We start from the raw sequence: 19,265 nt of genomic DNA on the forward strand, positions 1-19,265 counted from the left end.
CCCCTCGGGGTCGAGCTCGCCCGGCCGCCGCCCCGCTGCTCGGCCTGCTCGCGGACTGGACGACTCCGGCCGGCCTCACCTGCCCGGGCCTGCCGGCCGGGACCACGGCGGCGGTCCTCGGCCTGTTCGCCGAGGCCGGGCTGCTGGTGCGGCCGACGCCGGAGGGGGAGGACCCCGAGCGCGGCGCCGCCCCGCTCGCCCAGTGGTCGCCCGCCGACCTGTGGCTGCACACCCGCACCCGGGAGCCGCGCACGACCGGGCGCTACGGCGGGACCTATCCACTGCGGGGCGTGCGGGATCCGCTGCCGGCGGCGCCGCCCGCCTTCGCCGGCCCCCGGATCGCCCTGGAGCCGCCGGACCTGGACGTGATCGCGAAGACCGAGGCGAGCCTGACCGAGGTGCTGGAGGCCCGCCGCTCGATCCGCGAGCACGACGCCGCCGATCCGATCACCCTGGACCACCTGGGCGAGCTGCTCTACCGCACGATGCGCCAGCGGCGCACGTTCACCGGGGAGGACGGCCAGGAGCTGGCCGACCGGCCCTACCCGTCCGGCGGCGCCGTCCACGAGCTGGAGGTCTATCCCCTCGTCGTCTCCTGCGGGGGGCTGGAGCCCGGGCTGTGGCACTACGCCGCCCACGCGCACGTGCTGGAACGGGTGGCCGATCCCGGCCCGGCGACCCGGACGCTGCTCGACCGGGCGAGGTCGGCGGCCATGATGACCGAGGACCCGCAGGTCCTGCTGATCGTGACCGCCCGCTTCGGCCGGGTGATGTGGAAGTACGAGACCATCGCCTACTCGCTGATCCTCAAGCACGTGGGCGTGCTGTACCAGACCTTCTACCTGGTGGCCACGGCCATGGGCCTGGCGGTCTGCGGGCTCGGCGGCGGGGACGCGGCGGAGTTCGCCGCGGCCAGCGGGCTCGACCCGCACGCGGAGGGCAGTGTGGGCGAGCTCCTGCTCGGCAGCAGACGGGGCGGTGCGGCGGGGACGCTCCGGGATGGTCCCCGGAGGTGCCGGCGTGAAGTTCCGGTTGAAGGCCCTGCAGCGGATGCGGGAGCCCGACGAGCTCGACTCCCCGACCCTGCTCGCCTCCCCGCGCGCTGGATCGCCACGTTCGTCGTGCTCATCGTGGTCGTCGCCGCGGGGGTGTGGTCGTTCGTCGGCCGGCTGCCGGTCACCGTCACCGCCAAGGGGCTGCTGACCCATCCGGCGGGCACCGCCCAGCTGCAGAGCCCGTACACCGGGACCGTGCGGACCATGATGGTGAGTCCCGGCCGGCGGGTGGTGCGCGGGCAGGCGGTGGCGGAGGTCCTGCGGGCCGACGGCACCGTGCGCACCGTCAGCAGCCCGTTCACCGGCGAGGTCGTCACCACCTCGGCGAGCGAGGGCGCGATGGTCCGCGAGGGCGACGGGCTGCTCGCGATGGAGCGGACCGACGCCCCCCCGCGACCGCCTGGTCGCGATGCTGTTCGTGCCGGGCGACCACGCGCTCGGCATCGCCCCCGGCCGTACGGTCGACCTCGCGGTCTCCGACGCCCCGCCCGGCGTGTTCGGGCTGCTGCGCGGCAGGGTGACCTCGATCAGCCCCTACCCGCTGATGGCGGAGGGCGTCGCCGGCCTGGTCGGCGGGGACCTCGCGGCCCGCGGCTACGTCACCGCGGAGCCGCCCCGCCTGGTGGTCGTCGACCTCCTCCCCGACCCCGGGACGACCTCCGGCTACTCCTGGACGACCGAGACCGGTCCTCCGATGAAGCTGCGGTCGCAGGTCACGGTGACGGGCACTGTCACGCTCAGCAGCCAGACGCCCTTCAACCTGCTACTCGGACGCTGAGAAGGAGACGGATGAGCCAGGTCACGGCCCCCCGCGCCGACGCCTCACCGCCCCGCGCCCCGAGCAGGCGCGGTCCCCGCAAACGGGGCGGCCGGCGCGGGAGCACGCCGACCGTCATCCAGATGGAGGCCGTCGAGTGCGGGGCCGCCGCCCTCGCCATGGTCCTCGGCCACTACGGCAGGTTCGTGCCCCTGGAGGAGCTGCGGGCCGCCTGCGCGGTGTCCCGGGACGGCGCGAAGGCGTCCAGCGTGATCGCCGCCGCCCGCAAGTACGGGCTGGAGGCCAAGGGCTTCCAGATGGAGCTGGACGACCTGCGCGACATCGTCAAACCGGCGATCATCTTCTGGGCGTTCCAGCACTTCATGGTCGTCGAGGGCATCCGCACCCGCTTCGGCAGGCCGGTGGTGGCGGTCAACGACCCCGCGAGCGGCCCGCGCCTGCTCGACTGGGACGAGTTCGACTCGGGCTTCACCGGCATCGTGCTGACCTTCGAGCCCGGGCCCGGGTTCCGGCCCGGCGGCCGGCCCACCCGGGTGGCCGAGGCGCTGCTGTCGCGCCGCATGTCCTCCGGCCGGGCGCTGCCGCTGGTGCTGCTGGCCAGCCTGCTGCTGGTCGTGCCCGGGATCATCGCGCCGGCGTTCAGCCGGGTGTTCATCGACCACATCCTCACCGGCCGCGACCCCGGCTTCATCCTGCCGCTGCTGCTGGCGATGTCGATGACCGCCCTGGCGATGTTCGTGCTGACCTCGGTCCAGCGGCACTATCTGCTGCGGATGGAGATACGGCTGGGGCTGGTCAGCTCCGCCCGCTTCTTCCGCCATCTGCTGCGCCTGCCGGTGGAGTTCTTCCTGCAACGCAGGCCCGCCGAGGTCGCCAGGCGGGTGTCGGCCAACGACACGGTCGCCGAGATCCTGTCCAGGGACCTGGCGATCACCGTCGTCAACCTCGTCCTCGTGCTCTTCTACGCGGTCGTCCTGATCCGGTACGACCTGCTGCTCGGCCTCATCGGCGTGGGCATGGCGCTGCTCAACATCCTGGTGCTGCGGCAGGTGTCCAGAGCCAGGACCGACGCGGTGGCCGCGCTGCGGGCCGATCTCGGCAACCTCACGTCGGCCACCTTCAACACCCTGCAGCTCGTGGAGACCGTGAAGGCCACCGGCGCCGAGCCCAGCGCGTTCCAGCGGTGGGCGGGCTTCCTGGCCAAGGCCGTGACCGCCCGGCAGCGGCTGGGTGTGCCCAGCGCGGTCATCACGGTCGTGCCTCCGCTGCTCGCCGGGGTCAACAGCGGCCTCATCCTGCTCGTCGGCGGCCTGCGGGTGGTGGACGGCGCGGTCAGCGTCGGCCTGCTGGTGGCCTTCCAGAGCCTGCTCGGCGCGCTGTCGCGGCCGGTCACCCAGCTCACCAACCTCGGCGGGCGTTTGCAGGACATCTCGGCCGACATCACCCGGCTGTACGACGTGGAGCGTCACCCCCGCTCGCCCGTCTTCGACCGGCCGGACAGGCCCGCCGGCAGCCGGCTCGACGGGGCGATCACCTTCGAGCACGTGACGTTCGGGTACAACCCGCTGGCCAAGCCGGTGATCAAGGACGTGTCGTTCTCGGTCGTGCCCGGCCGGCGGGTGGCGATCGTCGGGAGCTCGGGGAGCGGGAAGTCGACCATCGGCCGGCTCGTGGCGGGGCTGTACCGGCCGGCGTCGGGCCGGGTGCTGCTCGACGGGCGCGACGCGAGGAGATCTCCAGGACCGAGCTGGCGGCCTCGGTCGCGTACGTGGACCAGGACATCTCGCTGTTCGAGGGCACGGTGCGCGACAACCTCACGCTGTGGAGCGAGGACGTCTCCGACGAGGTCGTCACCGCCGCATTGCACGACGCGGCCATCTTCGACGTCATCTCCGCCCGGCCCGGCGGGCTCAACAGCCGGGTGCGCGAGGGCGGGCGCAACTTCAGCGGCGGGCAGCGCCAGCGGCTGGAGCTGGCCAGGGCGCTGGCCGCGCAGCCGACCCTGCTCGTCCTCGACGAGGCCACCAGCGCGCTCGACCCGGAGACAGAGCGGGTCATCGCCGACAACCTGCGCCGCCGGGGATGCGCCTGCCTGATCATCGCGCACCGGCTGTCGACCGTACGGGACGCCGACGAGATCCTCGTGCTCTACCAGGGCGAGGTGGTGGAGCGCGGCACGCACGAGGACCTCGTGCGCCTCGGCGGGCACTACGCGCGGCTGATAGAGAACGCCCAGCCGGGCGGTGAGGGAGCGGACCAATGAGCGTCTCGGCCGTGACGCCGTCCTCGGCGTTCTCGCCGTTCTTCACCGACGCGGCCACGCCCGTCGACTACTCGGCCGACCGGCTGCTCGTGCTGGCCGACCTGCGCGAGGTGCTGCTGGTCGAGCGCGGCGCGGTCGACCTGTTCGCCGTACGCCTGGAGAACGGCAGGCCGGTCGGCAGGTGGAACTACCTGTGCCGGGTGCGGCAGGGCGCGCTGGTGCTCGGCTCGCCCCGGGGGCCCAGGCACAGCATCGTCGGGCGGCCGGTGCTCGGCACCCGCGTGTCGCGCCTGCCGCTGGCCCGGCTGGAGGGACTGTCGGCCCGGCGCGTCGACGGCCCGTCCGAGTCGGGTAAGGCGGTCCGCGCCCTGCCCACCCGCGAGTACGGCCTGGCGGTGCGCGAGTTCGTGCGGGGCCTGGAGGCCGGGGTGGTGGCGCTCGCCGCGTCGATGCGCGACACGCTGCCCCCCCGCGACTTCGTCCCGCTGTCGCCGCAGGAGCCCACCGTCGTCCGCAAGGGCGAGGCCGTCCGGTCGGTCGACGGCGTTCGGTGGATCACCATCGAGGACGGCGTGGTCGAGATGCCGGAGGGCGTCGCCGGTCAGCTCAGCGCGGGCGCGGAGGTCTGCGTCACCGAGCGGGACTGGCTGGCGGCACTCGGCCCGGCCCGGCTGCGCGCCCGGTCGACCCTCGACCTGCTGGGCGCGGGCGAGCTGTGGCACCGGTGGGTCGAGCACACCACCCGCTTCCTCTACATGATCGACCGGCGGATCGAACGCCGGAACTCGACCGAGCTGAGGGCACTGACGAGCCGGGCGAGCGGGGCGGGGACGTGCTGCGCACCACCGCACGCGGGTTCGACACGCTGGTGCGCGACACCGAGGCGCGGGTCCGCCTCGCCGACGTGGCAGGGGACCCGCCCGCGCTGGCCGCCGCGCGCCTGGTGGCCTCGCACGCCGGCTTCTCGGTGACCGCACCCCCGCCGGGAGGCGCGCACGGCGGCCGGATCGACCCGCTGCAGGCCATCGCGCTCGCCTCGGGCGTGCGCACCCGCCGCATCAGGCTGGACGACCGCTGGTGGCGGCGGGACATCGGGCCGATGGTGGGCTACCGCTCCTCCGACGGAGCGCCGGTGGCGCTGCTGCCCATCGGGTCGCGTTACGTCGTGGCCGCGCCGGGGGAGGAGCGCGTCACCCCGGTCACCGCGGCGGTGGCCGGCACGCTGACCCGGCACGCCGACGTGCTGTACGAGCCGCTGCCGCCGGCCGTCACCGGGGTGGGCGGGCTGTTGCGGTTCGGCCTGGCCAAGAACCGCAAGGACCTGTGGACCCTGCTCAGCCTCGGCACGCTGGTGGCCTGCATCGGCCTGCTGGTGCCCGCCATGACCGGCCTCGTGCTCGGCACGTACGTGGCCAGGGCCGAGCGCGAGATGATCGTGCAGGGCGCGCTGCTGGTGATCGCGGGCTCGCTCGTGGCGGCCGCGCTGTCGGTGGTGCAGAACTTCGCCGCGCTGCGCATCGAGGGCAGGTCGTCGGCCCGCCTGCAGGCGGGCGCGTGGATGCGGCTGCTGTCGCTGCCGGCGACGTTCTTCACCAACTACTCCACGGCCGAGCTGGGCACCACGGTCCTCGGCGTCAGCGCGGTGCAGGAGACGCTGTCCGGCGTCATGACGACGGCGGCCCTCGGCCTGTTCGCCGGCCTGGCCAACCTCGTGCTCGTCTACTTCTACGACGTGCGGCTGGCGCTGATCGCGACGGCGCTCGTGCTGGCCGGGGTGCTCGTGTGCGCGGTCGCCGGCTACTTCGAGGTGCGGCTGCAACGCCGGATCTACACCCACGAGCAGCGGCTGTCGTCGCGGGTCTTCCAGCTTCTGACGGCCGTGCCGAAGCTGCGGGTGGCGGCGGCCGAGGACCGGGCCTTCGGGGTCTGGTCGTCGGAGTTCCTCAAGGCGCGCAGCCTCGGCGTGTCCGCCCGCCGGGTGCAGAACCTCGTCACGACCTTCAACGCCGGCTTCCCGCTGGTCGCGTCGGTCATCGTCTTCGCCGTGGTGGCCGGGCCGATGCTCGGGGACGTGACCGTCCCGGCGTTCCTGGCGTTCTTCGCCGCGTTCAACCTGCTGCTGGCCTCGGTGCTGCAGTTCACCGGCGCGGCGATCACCGCGATGAGCGTGGTGCCCATGCTGGAGCGGCTACGGCCGATCCTGGCGGCCGAGCCGGAGGATCACGCCGGCAAGGCGACCCGGGCGAGCTGTCGGGCCGGATCGAGCTGTCGCGGGTGTCGTTCCGGTACGGCGAGGACGGGCCGCTCGTCCTGGACGGGGTGGACCTGTCGGTCGAGCCCGGCGAGTTCGTCGCGATCGTCGGCCCGACCGGCAGCGGCAAGTCGACGATCCTGCGGCTGCTGCTGGGCTTCGAGTCGCCGTCCTCGGGGACGGTCCTGCACGACGGCCAGGACCTGGGCGAGCTGGACATCGGCGCGGTGCGCCGCCAGTGCGGGGTGGTCCTGCAGAACAGCGCGCTGCTCGCCGGCGACATCAAGGCCAACATCATCGGCAGCACCGACCACACGGTCGACGACGCGTGGGACGCCGCCGGCATGGCGGGGATCGCCGACGACATCGCGAACATGCCGATGGGCATGCACACGGTGCTGTCGGAGGGCACCAACACGCTGTCGGGCGGGCAGCGGCAGCGCATCATGATCGCACGCGCCCTCGTCTCGCACCCCCGCATCGTGCTGTTCGACGAGGCGACCAGCGCGCTGGACAACCCCACCCAGAAGATCGTCACGGAGAGCACCCGCCAGCTCAACGCCACCCGCATCGTGATCGCGCACCGGCTCTCGACGATCAGGGACGCCGACAAGATCGTGGTGCTCGACCGCGGGCGCATCGTCCAGCAGGGCAAGTACCACGAGCTGCTCGAGGACGCCGAGGGGCTGTTCGCCCGGCTGGCGCGACGGCAGATCTGAGGCCGGGGACGTGCGCGCCGCCGGCGGACCGGGGACGGTCCGCCGGCGGTTCTCGCGTGCTCAGTAGCGGGGCCTGCGGCTCAACACGATTCCGGCGATGAGGAACACCACGCCGAGCCCGCCGTACACGAAGGCGTGGGTGGTGGCGGGCGGCTTCACGCTGGCGTTGGCGACGGCCAGGCCGAGGCCCACGATGCCGCTGATGTAACAGAAGATCGCGACGAAGATTTTCCAGAAGGGGCTCATGACGTACTCCGTTCGGACTCGGCGGGACCGCCCGGTGCGGTCCCGGCGACGACGAGGCCGAGCAGCATGACCCAGGCGTCGGGGTCGGCGCGGAAACGCCGCCACCGGTCGGCCGCCAGGGCGAGCTCGGGCAGGGACAGGGCCCCGGAGGCGACCAGCGGCGCCAGCCGCTCCGGGCCCAGGTGGGGGGCGAACGCCTCGGTGGGGCGGTCGTCGTTGGTGGTGGCGAACGGGCGCAGGACCACGTCGCCGAAGCCCGCACGGCGAAGGAGCCGGGTGAGCTTGCGCCCGATCAGCCGGTCGCCGCCCGCCTGCCGCTGCGCGCCGGTCATGCGGTTGTGGACGCCGGCCATCTCGGGGTACATGGGGTCGGCCAGGCCCCACAGCATCGCGTCCACCTCGATCACGATCAGCCGCCCGCCCGGCCGCAGCACCCGCAGCGCCTCGGCCACCACCGTCGCCGGGTCGGCCACGTGCTGCAGTACGTACCGGAGCAGGACGGTGCCCACGGCCCCGTCCGCCAGCGGCAGCCGTACGGCGTCGCAACCGAGCAGCGGAACCCGCGCGCCGGACGCGTGCGCAAGCAGCGCCGTGTCGATGTCGGCGGCCATCATGGGCAGGTCCGGCAGGGCGGCCCGCAGCCGCCGCGTGACGGCGCCGGAGCCCGCCCCGAGCTCCAGCAGCGGCGCTGGGACGCCGACGTCCAGCAGGACGCGCAGCTCCTCGTCGAAGGAGAGCTCCGCCTGGGCCTCCAGGCGCGCCAGCTCGCCGCGCAGGCCCCCGGCGGTCGTCGTGGCCGGGTCGTACGACCCGGCGCCCGTCACGGCGGTCACCGCGGCCTCCGCGCTTGCCTGGGCCTCGGGACCATGAGCATGCCGTGCCGGGGGCGCAGCGTGACCAGGGCCTCGGGCTCGACCGGGAAGCCGGGGACGAGCTCGGGGCGCACGGTGCGCAGCAGCACGGCCAGCACGAGGGTGGCCTCGACCATCGCGAAGTGGCGGCCGACGCACACCCGGGGGCCGCCCCCGAAGGGGAGGTACTGGTGCCCCGCGTGGGTGTGCTCGGCCGCGAACCGGTCCGGTGCGTACGTCTCCGGGTCGGGCCAGTACCGGGGATCCCGGTGGAGTACGTACGGGCTGACGCACACCAAGGTGCCCGGAGGTATGGCGTAGCCGCCGACGACGTCGGCCTCCACGGAGCGCCGGGAGATGAGCCACACGGGCGGGTACAGCCGCATGGCCTCCCTGATCGCCCGCTGGCAGGCCGTCAGCCGGGGCAGGTCGGCGGCGGTGGGGGTCCGGTCCACGCCCAGCACCTCGTCCACCTCCGCGCGCACCGCCCGGGCGGCGTCGGGATGACGGTCGAGGAGGTAGAGCGTCCAGGTCAGCGCCTTGGCCGTGGTCTCGTGCCCGGCCATGACGATCGTCAACACCTGGTCGCGCAGGTCGGTCGCGGTCATCGCGTGCCCCGAGGCCAGCATCGCGCCGAGCAGGTCGTGGCCCTCCTGCCCGGTGGCCCGGCGGGCGGCCACGATCGTCCGGGTGACGGCGTCGAGGAACGCCTTCGCCCGGCGGAACCCCTCCCGCCCGCCTCCCTCGGAGGCGGGGTCGAAGTGGCCGATGAAGCGGTTGACCTCGTCCACCGCCCGCCCGAAGCCGTCGCCGACGCCCGCGATGTCCGCACCGAGCATGGCCCGCGCGATGACGGTGAGCGTGAGCGCGGTCAGGTCGTGGTCGACGCGTACGGCCTCGCCGTCCTCGCCGGCCCGCCGCCACCGGCCCGCCAGGTGGGCCGCGGCGTCGGTCATGACCTGGTCGAACCGCTCGACCTCGGTCGGGCGGAAGGCCGGGGCGATCATCTTGCGCTGCCTGGCCCACTCCTCGCCGCCGCTGGTCAGCAACCCGTTGCCGAGCAGGGGGCGCAGCATGTCGTCGTCGGGCGTGCGGTCCTTGGTGTAGTTGGCGCCGTTGTCCTTCAGCACGTGCCGGGCCAGGTCGGGCCGGTGCAGCATGTAGACGGGCTCTCCCTCGGCCTCGTGCCTCGTCACGTCGCCGTAGGCGGCCATCTCGGTGACGAAGCGCAGCGGGTCCTCCCGCATGCTGCGCAGGCTCTGGGCGCCGTCCGGACCCGGCGGCAGGGATACGTAACCGCTGTGCGTATCGGCCATGCCCACCCTCACTTTTTTGAATACGTATTCGCCGGTGAATTGCGCATGCGATTCGAGGTGAATACGTACCCGGTGATATTTCCTGATCGGAGCATAGTCTGCGCCGTTCGCGTCCTCAATACTTATGCGAGTGGCCCGGAAATTAAGTCTGTGCGTTCCCGTCCGGCCGTGTAAGACTTCATTTCGAAAGCAGCGGGACACATTGCCCGCGAAAAAGCCGGGAGGCAGGCTATGTCTTTGGACCCGAGACAGCGCGCGGAATTCGTGAACGCGTACACCCGCGTTCTGATCACGGCCTGGTCGAGTGAGGAATACTCGGCCCGGCTGGACTCCGACCCCCGCTCGGCTCTGGCCGAGTCCGGTCTGGAGCTGCCGGCGGGAGCCGAGGTCGTGCTCGTCCGCAACATCCCCGAAGGCCACCACGACAGCAACATCGAGGTACAGGTCGCGCTGTGGGAGCGGGGCCTCGAGACGGGCCGTTTCGAACTGCACATCCCCGAGACGCCGCAGGTCGACATGGCCGAGCTCAACGAGGGCGACCTCGACTCCATCGCGGCCGGCGTTTCCTCGGCCGAGTCGATCGACATCAACTGCTGCTGCTGCCCCTGCTGCTGCTGCACCTGACGATCACGACACACTCGGAGGGCAGATCATGTCCACGGTCGCCGAGCAGGCGAACCCCGTCCACGTGCGCTCCCTGCGCAAGCGGTACGGTCCGGTGAACGCGGTCGAGGAGGTGGACCTCGACGTGCGGAGCGGCGAGGTGTTCGCCCTCCTCGGGCCGAACGGCGCCGGCAAGACCACCACGGTCGAGATCCTGGTGGGGGTTCGCCGGCGGACCTCCGGCGACGTGCGCGTCCTCGGCCGCGACCCGGCCGAGGACGCGCCCGAGTGGCGGGCGCGGATCGGCGTCGTCCCCCAGACGACAGGGGCGTACACCGACCTGACCGTGCGCGAGGTGGTCGAGCACTTCGCGGCGTTCTACCCCGCGCCGCTGCCGGTGGCCGAGGTGATCGACATGGTCGGCCTCGGCAAGCAGGCGCGCAAGCAGGCACAGACGCTCTCCGGCGGGCAGGCCCGGCGGCTCGACGTCGCGGTCGGCGTTGTCGGGGACCCCGATCTGATCTTCCTCGACGAGCCGACGACGGGACTCGACCCCGTCGCCCGCAGGGAGGCGTGGGACCTCGTCCGCTACTTCGCCGACCGTGGCAAGACCACCGTGCTCACCACCCATTACCTGGACGAGGTCGAGGCGCTGGCGCAGCGGGCGGCCGTCATCGTCGGGGGGCGGGTCGTCGAGTCGGGCCCGGTCGCGGAGCTGGGCGGCCGGCGCGCGACACCCGCCGCCGTGAGCTTCGCCAGGACGGACGGGCTCGGCGGGAGCCTGCCCGCGCTGCCGGGCGACGCCGTGGTGGAGGAGGCGGAGGGCCTGGTGGTCGTACGCACGCACCACCCCACCGAGGCCATGGCCGCGCTGCTGCCCTGGGCGGCCGCCTCCGGCGTGCGCGAACTGCCGGACCTGCGCATCCACCGGCCGTCGCTCGAGGAGATCTACCTGGACCTCATCCGGAGCAACCAGGAAGGCGGTGTCGTGTGATGAGCGCTCCCAACGCGGCCCTCACCCAGGAGAGCGGCGCGGTGGTGCTCGATCCCGCCCGCTCGATCGTGTGGCGGGCGGCCGTCTCGCGGTCGTCGGTCGAGCTCAAGTCGTTCTTCCGCAACCGGCAGTCGCTGGTCTTCACGCTGCTGCTGCCCATCGTGCTGCTGGTCGTGCTCGGCTCCATCTTCTCGGGGACCGTGCCCGGCACCCACACCGACTTCAAGCAGATGTTCATCGCGGGCATCATCGGCTGTGGCGTGATGAGCGTCAGCTTCAACGGGCTGGCCATCAGCGTCGCCATCGAGCGCGACACCGGGATGATCCGCAGGCTGGCCTCCAGCCCGATGCCGAAGTCCGCCTACTTCATCGGCAAGGTGGTCAGGGTGGCCGTGACCGGCACCCTGGAGACACTCCTGCTGCTCGCGGTGGCCGTGGTGGCGTTCGGGCTGCCGCTGCCCTCGACCACCGCCCGCTGGGAGACGCTCGTGTGGGTGCTGCTGCTCGGCGCGGTGGCCTGCACGCTGCTGGCCGTGGCGTTCAGCTCGGTCATCCCCAACGCCCGGTCGGCCTCGGCCATCGTCACCCTGCCGTTCCTGGTGCTGCAGTTCATCTCGGGGGTGTTCTTCCCCTACAGCCAGCTGCCGGCGTGGATGCAGACGGTCGCGGCCCTGTTCCCGCTCAAGTGGATGACCCAGGGACTGCGCTCGGTGTTCCTGCCCAACGACTTCGCCCGCGTCGAGCCCGCGGGCGTGTGGGAGCTCGACCGCGTGGCGCTCGTGCTGGCCGCGTGGTGCCTCGCCGGGCTCGCGCTGAGCTTCCTGACCTTCCGCTGGCGCGGGCCCAACGTCCGCTGACCGTCAGGAGAGCCGGATCCGGAACTCGTTCAGCCGGCGCGGCACGAGCACGGGCGCCCAGGCGGGCGGGGCGCCGTCCGGGCGGATCGCGGGGAAGCGCTCGGCCAGGCCGCGCAGCAGCAGCGCGCCGGCCTGCCGGACGAGGGGCGCGCCCAGGCAGAAATGGGTGCCGGCGCCGAAGGCGAGGTGGGGATTGGGAGACCGGGTCAGCACCATGTCGCCGGGGCGGTCGAAGACGGCCGGGTCCCGGTTGGCCGCCGCGACCACGGCGAGCACCCGCGCCCCGGCGGGAACGACCGCGTCCCCGAAGGACACCTCCGCGGTCGTCACCCTCGCCGTGAAGGGGATGGGCGCCTCCAGCCGCAGCAGCTCGTCGACCGCCGTACGGGCGAGGTCGTCGCCGCCCTCGCGAAGAGCCGCGAGGGCCTCGGGGCGGGGCAGCAGCCAGAACAGCGCGTTGCCCACCATCTCGGCCAGCGGGCGCCAGCCGCCGACGACGGCCAGCGAGAGGATGCCCAGCATCTCCGGCCGGGTCAGCCGCTCGTCCGCGGCCAGCCGCCCGATCGGCCCGCCGGGCCCGCGCGCCACGTGCGCGTCGAGGAAGCGGGTCAGCTCGCCCATCGCCACGCGGCCCTCCCGCGCGGCCTGCGGCCCGGCCAGCGGGTCGAGGTTGACCGAGGCCCGCCGCGCCAGGTCCGCGAAGGCCGCCTCGTCCTCGCGCGGCAGGAGCAGCGTCCGGGCCAGCACGCCGGTCGCGAACGGCTCGCCGAGGTCTTGGGTGACCTCCACCGCGTCCGCCAGCCCGTCGAGCAGGCCGTCCACGACGGTGGCGATGCCGTCGGCGAGCTCGCGCACCGCGGCGGGGCCGAGCAGGGCCATGCCGGGGGCGCGCAGCCGATTGTGCTCGGGCGGGTCGGTGGTCAGCATCGACGCGGGCAGGTCGTCGTCGCGCACCCGCTCGCGCTGTCCGAGGGCGGCCGAGAACCGGGGGTCCCTGAGCGCGCTCGCGCAGTGCTCGTGCGCCGTGAGCAGCCACATCCGGGACGTGACGTCGAAGTGGACCGGATCGTTGGCCCGCAGCCAGTCGTACGCCGGATACGGGTCGGATCTCCCCGTCGGGGAGAACGGGTGGGCCAGACCGGCCGGAAGCCGGAGGGGAGCGGTCATCGGCGGTCCCTCGGTGCTGAGCTCACAAGATCACGGGTCGCGAGATCACGGGCTACAAGATCACGGCACGGCCACGCTACTACAGAGTGGCCGCCGCCGGGATGAATGCGAACAACTGCGGACCGAACGGGCCAGTGGGAGGCAGCGATGCGGGTCGATGTAGTGGTCGTGGGCGCGGGCGTCAGCGGCCTGACCGCCGCTCGGCGGCTGCGCGCCGCCGGTCTCGCCGTCACGGTGCTGGAGGCCAGGGACCGCGTCGGCGGGCGGGTGCGCACCTACCGCCCCGGCGACGGCGGCCCCCCGATGGAGCTGGGGGCTCAGGTCGTCCACGGCGACCGCAACCCCGTGTGGGACGTGCTGGAACGGGACGCGGCCGAGCCGGTGCGGCCGGGCACGGCCCTTGTCGCCGCGGCGGGGCGGGTGCTGCCGCTGGGCGTGCTCGCCCGGCGGGGACGGCCGCCGTGGGCGGTCGAGCAGAGCCTGCTGCGGGACCCGGGGAAGGACGTGCCCGTCGCGGGGCGGCTCACCTCCGGCGACCAGGCCGAGTGGCTGCGGCAGAACTGGGCCGCCGACCCCGAGTCCCTCAGCGAGGCGGGCATGGCCGCCGGACGCCGCGCCGACGACGTCGGCGAGGGCCGGTTCGCCGTCCGCGGAGGGTTCGACCGGCTGCCCGGCCTGCTGGCCCACGGGCTCGACGTACGGCCCGGCAGCCCGGCCAGGAGCATCGCCTGGTCGCCTGGCCGGGTGGAGGCCCGGCTCGACGAGGGCGCGGTGACGGCCGCGGCGGCGGTGGTGACCGTGCCTCCGCCCGTGGTCGCGGGCGGGGCGCTCGCGATCGCGGACATGCCGGCCCGCAAGCGGGCGGCGGCCGAGTCGCTGCGACTCGGCGACGCCTGGTGCGGAGTGGTGACGCTGTCGCGGCCCGCCCCGGAGTCGGCCGTCGTGTTCGACGCCGAGGGCGGGCTCGGCTTCGTCACCTGCACCGCCGGCAGCACGCGCGTCCTGGTGGTGGCCAAGGCCGGGGCCGCCGCGCGGGCGCGCGAGGCGGCCCGCGGAGGGCCGCCCCCGCTGGGCCGGGTGCTGCCCTGGGCCGGGGACGCCCGGTCCGAGCACGTCGAGACGGCCGACTGGGGAGCGGACGCCTGGGCGACCGGTGCGTTCACCTATCCCCGGGTCGGCGGCCTGTGGGCGCGGGCGGCGTGGGCGGAGCCGATGGGCGGCACGGTGTTCTTCGCGGGCGAGGCCACGGCGGCCGGTGTCCCGATGGTTCAGGCGGCCATGGCCAGCGGTGACCGCGCGGCCGGAGAGGTCCTGGAGGCGGTAGGGCGATGATCGGGAAAGTGCACACGGGCTGGTATCTGCTGGCGTTCGAGGAGGAACTCGCCGAAGGGCTGAACCCCCTGCTGCTCGGCGGGCGCAGGCTGCTCGCCGTACGGGACGGGTCGCGCATCCGCGTGTTCGACGGGCTGTGCCCGCACCGGGGTGCGGCCCTCGGCCACGGCGGCACCCTGGACGGCGACTGCGTCATCTGCCCCTTCCACGGCAAGCGGGTGGCACTCGGGGACACGGCGCGACGCTGGTCGGTCGCCGAGTACGCGGTCGAGCGGGCGGGCGCGGCCGTGTTCGTGCGGCTGTCCGCGGACGACGACCGGGGCTTCCAGCGGGCCATCAAGGAGGTGGCCGACGGCAACATCGTCGTGGGCGCGGTGATCCAGCCGGTGGCGGTCCCTTCGGAGTACGTGGTGGAGAACGCCTTCGACGCCGAGCACTTCCACCAGGTCCACCTCGTGCCCCGGGTCATAGGCATGCGGGTCTCGCCCTGCCCCGACGGCGAGCTGGCGATCGAGGGGGAGTTCCGCACCAAGGCCCCGCCGTGGGAGCGGGAGCGCCGGCTCGACTTCGCCTCCCGGTTCTACGCCCGGGCCTTCAGCCCCAGCCTCGTCGTGACCGAGCTGGGCACCGCGGACGCGCCGTACACGATCATCACGGGCGCGGTGCCCACCTCCGGCGGCTGTGTGGGGCGGGTCGCCATCGCACTGCCGCCGGAGCGCGCCGAGGCGCTCGACGCGCTGGTCCACGGCGCGCGGTACGCCTTCGAGCAGGACCGCGTCGTCTGGGACCACCTCGATCCGGACGCGCCGCAGCGCTACGACGCCGGCGACCGGCCCGTGCTGGCCTTCCGCCGGTTCTGCGCGACCTTCGGTGCCGTTCCGCCGGCCGGAACCCCTTCCGCGGCGGTGGCGGGGGAGCAGGCGTGATGCGGGTGCACGCGAGCGGGAGCGGCCCGGCCGTGCTGTGGCTCCACGGCTACACGATGGACTCCTCCACCTGGCGCGACCTGTGGGCGCTGCTGCCCGGCCGGCGGCACGTCGGCGTCGACCTGCCGGGCCACGGAGGGTCCGGTCCGATGCGGCCCGGCACGACGCTGCCGGGCCTGGCGGCCGAGATCGCGGCCGTCGCGCGGGCCGAGGGGGCGCACGACGTCGTGGCCCTGTCCTTCGGGTCGCTGGCGGGGATCCAGCTCGCCGTGGACGCGCCCGACGTCGTACGGCGCCTCGTCGTGGCGGCTCCCACCATCGCGGGCGCCCCCAGCGAGCCGGGGACGGCCCCGCGTTACCGCGAGCTGATGGCGTTGCGGCGGGCCGGTGCCGACGGCGCCGCGCTTGCGGACGTCTGGATGTCCTCCCCGCCCGACATCTTCCGCGGCACCCAGGCGCACCCCCGGCTGCGGGCGAGCCTGCGGACGGTCATCGCCCGGCACGGCTGGGACGAACTGCGCACCGGCGCGATGGCGGCGTTCCACCGGCACACGCATACCGACGAGGCGCTCGGCGCGATCAGGGCCGACACCCTGGTCCTCGTCGGGGACGCCGAGATGCCGACGTTCGCGGCCAACGCCGACCGGCTGGGCGGGCTCGTCCCCCGCTGCCGGGTGGTCGAGATGGCGGACGCCGGCCACCTGTGCCTGATCGAGCGCCCGGAGGCCGCCGCGCGGCTCATCCGGTCCCATCTGGAAAGGAGCCGGGCAGATGCCCAGGCGTGAGACCTACGCGCAGGGCTCGCCCTGCTGGGTGGACTACATGGCGGCCGACCCGGAGGGCGCGCGGGACTTCTACGCGAGCCTGTTCGGCTGGACCTTCGACGAGCCCGAGGAGTACGGCTATCGCCTGGCGCGGCAAGCCGGGGAGGTCGTCGGAGGATTCGGCCGGGTGCCACCGGGACGGGGGTTGCCGCCCACCTGGAACACCTACCTGGCGGCCAAGGACGCCGACGCGGTGGCCGGGCGGGTGACCGCGCTCGGCGGCACGGTGGTGTTCGGGCCGCTCGGCGCCGGCGAGGACGGGCGGTTCCTGTTCGCGGTCGACGCGACGGGTGCGTCGGTCGGTTTCTGGCAGGGGCACTGGGCGGAGGGCATCGTCCTGGTCGACGAGTACGGCGCGACCTGCGGCCACGAGCTGTGGGCGGCCGATCCCGCCGCCGCCCGCGCCTTCTACGCGGGGCTCTTCGGGGAGGAGCCGGCGCACGGGCGGGAGGTGCGCGGCGTGCCGCACGGCGTGTCCCCGCAGTGGGTGTCGTATTTCCTCGTGGACGACGTGCCCTCGGCGGCCGTGGCCGTGGAACGGGCGGGCGGCCGGGTCGCCGAGGCGGGGGGACGACGGGCGTGAGGCGGTGGTGCGCGACCCGTGGGGCGCGCTGTTCGGCGTCAGGGACGGCCGGTCCCGCTCCGCGGGCGGAACCAGATGAAGAACGCGGCCACGAGGAGCGCCCCGACGATCACGACGACCACACCAACGGTCTTGTCGATCATCAGCGACACGACGACCGCGATCGCGTACACCAGCGGCACGATGAGGCGGATGTTGCCCAGTCCCATGACGGCTCCCCGAGGGAAAAAGAATTCGGCGAACGCATCATCGGCCATGTCCCGGGGGCCGTCCAGGGTGATTCCGGTTATTACGCATCCGGATCCCGGGGGCGTACGTATGCGTATTCCGGGGGGTCAGATATTCAGGCCGGGCCGCAGCACGAGCAGATAGAACGCGACCACCGCGGCGTAGCCGAAAAACGCCCACACGGGAAGCCGCCAGCCGGTGCCCGGCCTCTCCTCGCGTTCGTACGGCCGGCCCGCGCTCGGCGTCATGAATCCGACCAGCGCCATTCCCGGCCCCCAGCAGCCGAGGATGCCGTAGAAGACCACCTCGGGGTCGCCGCCGAGACCGGCGGGCACCAGCAGCGCCAGGCCGATCAGGTAGGGGATCCACAGGCGCGTCACGGCCGCCTTGCGGGCGCGCGGGGTGTCCAGGGGCACGCTCGCGGGCAGCGAGTCGAGGTACATCCGGCTGAGCGGCCGCGTGACCAGGTAGAGAACCGCCATCGCGGCGGCGGCGACGAGGAACTGGACGGCGACGGGCACATGGTAGAGACGGGCCAGAACCCCGGTGTCGCCCACCGTGAGCAGCGGTGTGACCACCAGGTAGCCCAGGAACGCCACGACGCCGGTCATCGCCAGCCACATCAGCAGCAGTCGCGGATAGGAGGGCCCGCGCCGGCGGTACAGCGCCCAGCAGACGAGGCCGGTGACGAGGCTGCCGACCGGGCCGGCGGCGGCCACCAGGGCCTCCTGCGCGCGGTGCGGCGAGGGCACGTGCAACTCGACGAACTGGCCGATGGCAGGATGGAACCCCAGCGCGCGGGCGGCCAGCGCGTGTGATCCCTCGTGCAGGAACACCTCGACGAGTTGCGCCGTCGCGTACGACAGGGAGAGCGGCCCCCAGGCCGCGCGGGCGGAGGGGATGCGCGGAGCGGCGGCGTCCCGTCGGCCCGCCGGGCGATCTCGGGGGGTGCTCGTCACCCTGTCATGGAACCAGAACCGGCAGGGCCGGTCCAGGCGCTTTCCCGCAATTGGAATTTTATTCCAATAAAGCTGGAACTCGTTCTAGTGTGAGACGACGGCCGGCCCATCTGGCATATCCGTCTTACCCGTGGCCGCGGACGTCGCGTCACCGCGGGGCCGCGCGAATTTCATCGCGTGGCCGGGGAGAATCTAGAAACCCGCCAGCAGCCGCTCGGCGGCGATCTCGATGCGGTGCTGGATCTGCTCGTAGGTGCGCCGCCCGCGCAGCATCTCCAGCAACTCCTGCACCCAGACTCCCGCCAGGGAGCCGGTGAGCGCGAGCTGGTCCTCCGCGGGAAGGTTCACCGTGCGGCCGTCGGTGGCGACGCGCAGCAGCAGGCTCGCCATCCGGTCGCCGAACGGCGCCTCCACCTCCGCCATGATCAGGGAGCGGATGAGCGCGTCGGCGAGTTCCGGCTCGCGCATCAGGCCCCGGGTGGCCCGCATCAGCACGTCGACCGCGCGGCCGGCGGGGTGGGCGGCGTGCGGCGGGCGCCGCTCGATGCTGGACTCCAGCAGGTCGATCTCCTCGCCGACCACCGCCACGACCAGGTCCATCTTCGAGGGGAAGTAGCGGTAGAGCGTTCCCAGGGCGACGCCCGCGCGCTCGGCGACCGTGCGCATCTGCATCGCCTCGACGCCTCCGCGGGAGGCGAGGGCGGCCGCCGCCTGGACGATGCGCCGGCGCCGTTGGTGCTGGCTCCGCGTACGGACCCCGGGGGTGGCCGGTGCCGGATGGCCGGCCGCGGCGGAGGGGCCTTCGGGAAGCGGTGGTGGGGCGTCGGCGACTGCATGCGAAGTGCGCATAGGAACACGTTATCTGATTTCCGCTCCTTCCGGATGGTTACCCGTGAGTCACAAAAGCGCTGGCGGCTGTATGACTTTGGTGTTTCAGTCACGTGTCGTCGCCGGTTCGTGAGCCTCCCTCTGGACAGAGATTAGAATCCGTTCTAGTTTGCGGTTCTGGGTGGGGATCCCGCCCCGCAGACAGGTCCGTGGAACACGCGGGAGGTCCGGTGGACTTCGATCTCGACGAGACCCATGCGGAGTTGCGCGCGCTGGCCGCGTCGGTGCTGGACCGGGAGGCGGACCAGGCCAGGATCGAGGCGCACGAGCGCGGCGGCCGGCCGTACGACGCGGGGGGCGTGGAAGGCGCTGGCGCAGGCGGGCCTGCTCGGCGCGTGCCTGCCGCCCGAGGCGGGCGGGGCCGGGCTCGGCCCGCTCGCGACGGCGGTGATCCGTGGCGGGAGGTGGGGGTCCGCGTCGCGCCG

At 73.4% G+C, this 19,265-nt stretch carries 17 protein-coding genes and 2 pseudogenes; 12 read left to right on the forward strand and 7 right to left on the reverse strand.

All coding sequences use genetic code 11. The features are described from left to right. Positions 1-398: 398 nt before the first annotated feature. From B1L11_RS49115 to B1L11_RS53180, 4 genes and pseudogenes are all read left to right on the forward strand, one after another. Positions 399-3,802: pseudogene (locus tag B1L11_RS49115) on the forward strand (SagB family peptide dehydrogenase); the annotation flags it as partial. A gap of 290 nt (positions 3,803-4,092) precedes the next feature. Then, positions 4,093-5,067: a hypothetical protein gene (locus B1L11_RS53170; RefSeq protein ID WP_256863309.1), complete on the forward strand. Its 975-nt coding sequence runs from the start codon at positions 4,093-4,095 to the stop codon at positions 5,065-5,067. 128 nt (positions 5,068-5,195) lie between these two features. Further along, positions 5,196-6,212: pseudogene (locus B1L11_RS53175) on the forward strand (ABC transporter transmembrane domain-containing protein); the annotation flags it as partial. A gap of 203 nt (positions 6,213-6,415) precedes the next feature. Next, complete coding sequence (locus B1L11_RS53180; RefSeq protein WP_256863310.1) at positions 6,416-7,066, forward strand: ATP-binding cassette domain-containing protein; 651 nt, start codon at positions 6,416-6,418, stop codon at positions 7,064-7,066. Between the two features lie 60 nt (positions 7,067-7,126). Here the strand turns inward: B1L11_RS53180 and B1L11_RS40815 are convergent, their stop codons facing one another. The 3 genes from B1L11_RS40815 to B1L11_RS40825 are packed head-to-tail and all read right to left on the reverse strand — an operon-like array spanning position 7,127 to position 9,479. Next, positions 7,127-7,312, reverse strand: a complete 186-nt coding sequence (locus B1L11_RS40815) for a hypothetical protein (protein WP_079320568.1) — start codon at positions 7,310-7,312, stop codon at positions 7,127-7,129. After that, on the reverse strand, positions 7,309-8,145 hold the full coding sequence (locus tag B1L11_RS40820) for a class I SAM-dependent methyltransferase (protein WP_179155553.1): 837 nt from the start codon (positions 8,143-8,145) through the stop codon (positions 7,309-7,311). The genes B1L11_RS40815 and B1L11_RS40820 overlap by 4 nt, the downstream gene beginning before the upstream one ends. Further along, entirely contained in the window at positions 8,142-9,479 is a 1,338-nt protein-coding gene (locus tag B1L11_RS40825; RefSeq protein ID WP_079320570.1) for a cytochrome P450, read from the reverse strand. Before B1L11_RS40825 ends, B1L11_RS40820 begins: the two co-directional genes overlap by 4 nt. A 264-nt stretch (positions 9,480-9,743) precedes the next feature. On the opposite strand from B1L11_RS40825, the gene B1L11_RS40830 reads away from it, so the two are divergent. Genes B1L11_RS40830 through B1L11_RS40840 form a run of 3 tightly spaced genes read left to right on the forward strand, consistent with a single transcriptional unit; the run spans position 9,744 to position 11,933 of the window. Then, positions 9,744-10,103 (forward strand): hypothetical protein, encoded by a 360-nt coding sequence (locus B1L11_RS40830; RefSeq protein ID WP_218671626.1) that lies wholly within the window; start codon positions 9,744-9,746, stop codon positions 10,101-10,103. A gap of 28 nt (positions 10,104-10,131) precedes the next feature. Beyond that, complete coding sequence (locus B1L11_RS40835; protein WP_079320572.1) at positions 10,132-11,076, forward strand: ABC transporter ATP-binding protein; 945 nt, start codon at positions 10,132-10,134, stop codon at positions 11,074-11,076. Further along, positions 11,076-11,933 carry an ABC transporter permease gene (locus tag B1L11_RS40840; protein ID WP_079320573.1) on the forward strand — a complete coding sequence of 286 codons (858 nt, stop codon included), beginning with the start codon at positions 11,076-11,078 and terminating at the stop codon, positions 11,931-11,933. The genes B1L11_RS40835 and B1L11_RS40840 overlap by 1 nt, the downstream gene beginning before the upstream one ends. 3 nt (positions 11,934-11,936) lie before the next feature. On the opposite strand, the gene B1L11_RS40845 is transcribed toward B1L11_RS40840, so the two are convergent. After that, entirely contained in the window at positions 11,937-13,100 is a 1,164-nt protein-coding gene (locus tag B1L11_RS40845) for a cytochrome P450 (RefSeq protein ID WP_079320574.1), read from the reverse strand. Between the two features lie 105 nt (positions 13,101-13,205). Between B1L11_RS40845 and B1L11_RS40850 the strand changes: the two genes are divergently transcribed. Genes B1L11_RS40850 through B1L11_RS40865 form a run of 4 tightly spaced genes read left to right on the forward strand, consistent with a single transcriptional unit; the run spans position 13,206 to position 16,765 of the window. Next, complete coding sequence (locus B1L11_RS40850) at positions 13,206-14,432, forward strand: FAD-dependent oxidoreductase (RefSeq protein ID WP_079320575.1); 1,227 nt, start codon at positions 13,206-13,208, stop codon at positions 14,430-14,432. Further along, positions 14,429-15,358: a Rieske 2Fe-2S domain-containing protein gene (locus B1L11_RS40855; protein WP_079320576.1), complete on the forward strand. Its 930-nt coding sequence runs from the start codon at positions 14,429-14,431 to the stop codon at positions 15,356-15,358. The genes B1L11_RS40850 and B1L11_RS40855 overlap by 4 nt, the downstream gene beginning before the upstream one ends. Then, entirely contained in the window at positions 15,358-16,143 is a 786-nt protein-coding gene (locus B1L11_RS40860; protein ID WP_079320577.1) for an alpha/beta fold hydrolase, read from the forward strand. The genes B1L11_RS40855 and B1L11_RS40860 overlap by 1 nt, the downstream gene beginning before the upstream one ends. Next, positions 16,130-16,765 (forward strand): VOC family protein, encoded by a 636-nt coding sequence (locus B1L11_RS40865; protein ID WP_079320578.1) that lies wholly within the window; start codon positions 16,130-16,132, stop codon positions 16,763-16,765. The genes B1L11_RS40860 and B1L11_RS40865 overlap by 14 nt, the downstream gene beginning before the upstream one ends. Positions 16,766-16,803: 38 nt before the next feature. Here the strand turns inward: B1L11_RS40865 and B1L11_RS47590 are convergent, their stop codons facing one another. The 3 genes from B1L11_RS47590 to B1L11_RS40875 all read right to left on the reverse strand — a co-directional run bounded on the left by B1L11_RS47590 (position 16,804) and on the right by B1L11_RS40875 (position 18,801). After that, positions 16,804-16,974: a hypothetical protein gene (locus tag B1L11_RS47590; protein ID WP_179155554.1), complete on the reverse strand. Its 171-nt coding sequence runs from the start codon at positions 16,972-16,974 to the stop codon at positions 16,804-16,806. A gap of 126 nt (positions 16,975-17,100) precedes the next feature. Beyond that, complete coding sequence (locus B1L11_RS40870; RefSeq protein WP_079320579.1) at positions 17,101-17,952, reverse strand: hypothetical protein; 852 nt, start codon at positions 17,950-17,952, stop codon at positions 17,101-17,103. 192 nt (positions 17,953-18,144) lie between these two features. After that, positions 18,145-18,801, reverse strand: a complete 657-nt coding sequence (locus B1L11_RS40875; protein ID WP_079320580.1) for a TetR family transcriptional regulator — start codon at positions 18,799-18,801, stop codon at positions 18,145-18,147. 234 nt (positions 18,802-19,035) lie between these two features. Between B1L11_RS40875 and B1L11_RS40880 the strand changes: the two genes are divergently transcribed. After that, positions 19,036-19,265 (forward strand): acyl-CoA dehydrogenase family protein (locus B1L11_RS40880; RefSeq protein ID WP_143737907.1); only part of this gene is annotated, 230 nt, incomplete at its 3' end.

This window comes from Microbispora sp. GKU 823, from assembly GCF_002027145.1.
GTDB classification, from domain to species: domain Bacteria; phylum Actinomycetota; class Actinomycetes; order Streptosporangiales; family Streptosporangiaceae; genus Microbispora; species Microbispora siamensis.